Genomic DNA, 3,268 nt, shown 5'->3' with positions numbered 1-3,268 from the left:
GCGGCCAGACCCCACAGATAGGCTCGACCGATCATCACCGCCCGCGCACCCAGCGCCACAGCCTTGACGACGTCGCTGCCGCGCCGGATGCCGCCGTCGAGCAGCACCTCGACCTGGTCGCCGACCGCTGCCGCCACCGCGGGCAGTGCGCGGATCGACGCCGGCGTGCCGTCCAGGTTGTTGCCGCCGTGGTTGGACACCGAGATCGCCGAAACACCCGCGTCCACCGCCTTTTTGGCATCGTCGACACGCATCACGCCCTTGAGCATGAATGGTCCGCCCCACAGTTCGCGCAGCCAGGCGATGTCTTCCCAGGTCGGCGGTGGCGTGCCCATCCATTCCCCGTAGGCGGCGAAGAAGGGGGGCCCGGGCTCGCCACGGCGACCCTGGTTGGGCACCCGCAACTCCGGCGGCCGCAGCGTCTTACCGAACATGTAGAGCCACTTGGGCCGGACGATCGCCTCCGGGGACAATCGCAGGATCGTTCGCAGGTTCATCTTCTCGGGAATCGTGGGACTACCCCAGTCGCGGCCGTGCGAGAACGACCAGTCCGTGGTGGCAATCAGGCCGGCTGCGCCGGCCGCACGCGCCCGTTCCACCCGTTCGGCGATCGCGTCGCGCCCACCGAGCCAGTACACCTGAAAGAACACCTTGGCGTTGGCGGCCACGACCTCCTCGACCGGCTTGCTGGCGAACGAGGACAGCCCCATCGCGGTGCCGCGCGCCGCCGCGGCCCGCGCCACGGCGACCTCGCCGTCGGGGTGGACGGCTTGCACGCCGGTCGGCGAAATGATCACTGGCAGCGAAATATCCTGCCCCATAACGGTCGTCGACAAATCACGTTTTTCCTGCGCGCCCACGACGTGCGGCGCGAAACCGAGTTCGCTGAACGCTGCGACGTTGTCGGCGACCGTGATGCCCTTTTCGCTGGCCGAGATCAGCGACGAATAAACGGATTTCGGTAGCCGGCGCTTGGCGCGTTCCTGGGCGATCGCAACCGTCTCGAACCACTCGGCCATGACTACAGCGGGCTTTCGTTGCACAGGCGCGCGGGGGGCGCGGCCACCGGCGGCCTGACCGTCAGCGTGAGCGGCACGGGGGCGCCCCGGGAGTGGTCGGCCCGTGGCAGCGGCGTGTCGCGCTCGCGCGCCAGCGCCGGCTCGCCGTGGCCCTGAACGCATTCCGGGTCGGGGCCGTCCATCGGCAGGCCGGTGAAGAACTTGGCCGCCATGCATCCGCCCCGGCAGCTGTCGTAGTGCCCACAGCTGCCACAGGCCCCCGGCGACTGCGGCTCGCGCAGCTCGCGAAACAGCGGGGCGTTCTTCCAGACGTTGTCGAATCCCCCGCCGGATGCCACGTTGCCGGCCAGGAAGCGGTCGTGGATGGCGAACGGGCAGGCGTACACGTCGCCCACCGGGTCGATCAGACACACCACCCGCCCGGCCCCGCACATGTTCAGGCCCGCCAGCGCGCCGGAGGAACCCAGCGGTGACAGATGGAAGAACGAGTCACCGGTGAGCACCCGCTCCCCCTTGGCGACCAGCCAGTCGTAGAGCGCGACCTGCTGGGCGGCGGTGGGATGCAGCTCATCCCAGACGTCGGCGCCACGCCCCGAGGGGCGCAGCCGGGTGATCCGCAGCGTGGCGCCGTAACGGCTTGCCAGCGCGGCGAATTCGTCGAGCTGGCCGACGTTGTGCCGGGTGACGACGACGGAGATCTTGGCGCCCCCGTTCTGGGCGAATCCCGCCTCCGCAAGGTTTTGAAGCGCCCGCACCGCCATCGCGAACGATCCGGGGCCACGGACGGCGTCGTTGACCTCGGCCGTGGCGCCGTCCAGCGAGATCTGGACGTCGACGTAGTCGCTGGCCGCCAACCGGGCGGCGACCCCCGGGGTGATCCGGACCCCGTTGGTGGAGAACTTCACCCCGACGTGATGCGCGGTGGCGTAGTCGACCAACTCCCAGAAGTCCGGGCGCACCGTGGGCTCCCCGCCGCCGATGTTGACGTAGAACACCTGCATGCGTTCCAGCTCGTCGATGATGTCCATGCACTGGCGCGTGGACAGCTCGCGCGGATCGCGCTTGCCCGACGACGAAAGGCAGTGCACGCAGGCCAGATTGCACGCGTACGTCAGTTCCCAAGTCAGGCAGATGGGCGCGTCCAGGCCCCGTTCGAACTGCTCGATGAGCCGGGGCACGCCGGCTGTCTGAGCTGTCATCGGGCCTCCTGAGGTACCAACATCGCCGAATCGGCCAGCACGCCCAGCGCGTGCAGATAGGGTTCCTGCTCGCCGTCGTCCACACCCGCGGCACGGCAGGCGGACCGCGCGTCGGGATGGTCGGCCAGCGACCGCACCACCGCGAGGACGGCCCGGTTCTTCAAGAAGGACAGCTTGCGGGTGCCGAAGTGATAGAGCAGCGCGCCGAACGGCTCCGGTCGAACCGCCACCTGCGGGTGGAGCCGCCAGCCGCGATCGGGGTCGAACACGGGTCGGATCGGGGTCAGTAGACCCCGCACATCCCGTCGATGGACACCTCTTCGACCAGCGTCTCGGTGACGAGTTCGGTGTCTGTGTGGGTGTCGTGGTCCACGGGGGTTGCCTTTCGCCGGTTCTTGACAACGATGAGTTGAGTCACACTCGACGCCAGAATATGGCATCGGGTGCCGAAAAGGAAGGGCGGGTCCGACGATGCCGCAGTCCCGCGTCGGCCGGCGCCGCGCGACGACACCGCACCACATCACCGACGTCGCCATCGAGCTGTTCACCGCGCGCGGTTTCGCCGAGGTCAGCGTCGACGACGTCGCTCAGGCCGCCGGCATCGCGCGCCGCACGGTGTTCCGCTACTACAGCTCCAAGAACGCGATCCCCTGGGGCGATTTCGACACCCACCTCGCGCAGCTGCGCGACCTGCTCGACAACGCCGACCGGTCGGCGCCGCTGGGCGAGACACTGCGGGCCGCGCTGCTGGCGTTCAACACCTTCGACGCATCGGAGACCGCGCGGCACCGCCAGCGCATGCGGGTGATCCTGGAAACCGCTGAGTTGCAAGCCTATTCGATGACGATGTACGCCGGCTGGCGGGAGGTGATCGCCGGGTTCGTGGCCCGCCGGCTGGGCACCAAAGCGACCGACCTGCTGCCCCAGACCGTGGCCTGGACGCTGCTCGGGGTCGCGCTGGCGGCCTACGAGCACTGGCTGGCCGACGAGTCGGTGCCGCTGCCCGTGGCGCTCGGCAATGCCTTCGACGCCGTCGGCGCCGGGCTGGCA

5 protein-coding genes are annotated in these 3,268 nt (G+C 69.3%); 1 reads left to right on the top strand and 4 read right to left on the bottom strand.

The features are described 5' to 3' along the window. The 4 genes from mftD to mftA all read right to left on the bottom strand — a co-directional run. Positions 1-1,019 (bottom strand): pre-mycofactocin synthase MftD (mftD, locus tag AC2VOK_RS21295; RefSeq protein ID WP_428902219.1); only part of this gene is annotated, 1,019 nt, incomplete at its 3' end. 2 nt (positions 1,020-1,021) lie between these two features. After that, positions 1,022-2,218 carry a mycofactocin radical SAM maturase gene (mftC, locus tag AC2VOK_RS21290; protein WP_428902218.1) on the bottom strand — a complete coding sequence of 399 codons (1,197 nt, stop codon included), beginning with the start codon at positions 2,216-2,218 and terminating at the stop codon, positions 1,022-1,024. Beyond that, complete coding sequence (gene mftB / locus AC2VOK_RS21285) at positions 2,215-2,517, bottom strand: mycofactocin biosynthesis chaperone MftB (protein ID WP_428902217.1); 303 nt, start codon at positions 2,515-2,517, stop codon at positions 2,215-2,217. Before mftB ends, mftC begins: the two co-directional genes overlap by 4 nt. Next, the gene (mftA, locus tag AC2VOK_RS21280; RefSeq protein ID WP_421529585.1) at positions 2,502-2,591 is read right to left on the bottom strand and encodes a mycofactocin precursor MftA; all 90 of its coding nucleotides are present in this window, start codon (positions 2,589-2,591) and stop codon (positions 2,502-2,504) included. Before mftA ends, mftB begins: the two co-directional genes overlap by 16 nt. A 98-nt stretch (positions 2,592-2,689) precedes the next feature. Between mftA and mftR the strand changes: the two genes are divergently transcribed. Then, positions 2,690-3,268, top strand: a 579-nt coding sequence (gene mftR / locus AC2VOK_RS21275; RefSeq protein WP_428902216.1) for a mycofactocin system transcriptional regulator, incomplete at its 3' end; no start/stop codon positions are given.

It is taken from the genome of Mycobacterium sp. TH-M116 (genome assembly GCF_057473685.1).
The sequence above is the reverse complement of the archived record's forward strand: the minus strand, read 5'-3'. Positions and strand labels throughout refer to the sequence as shown.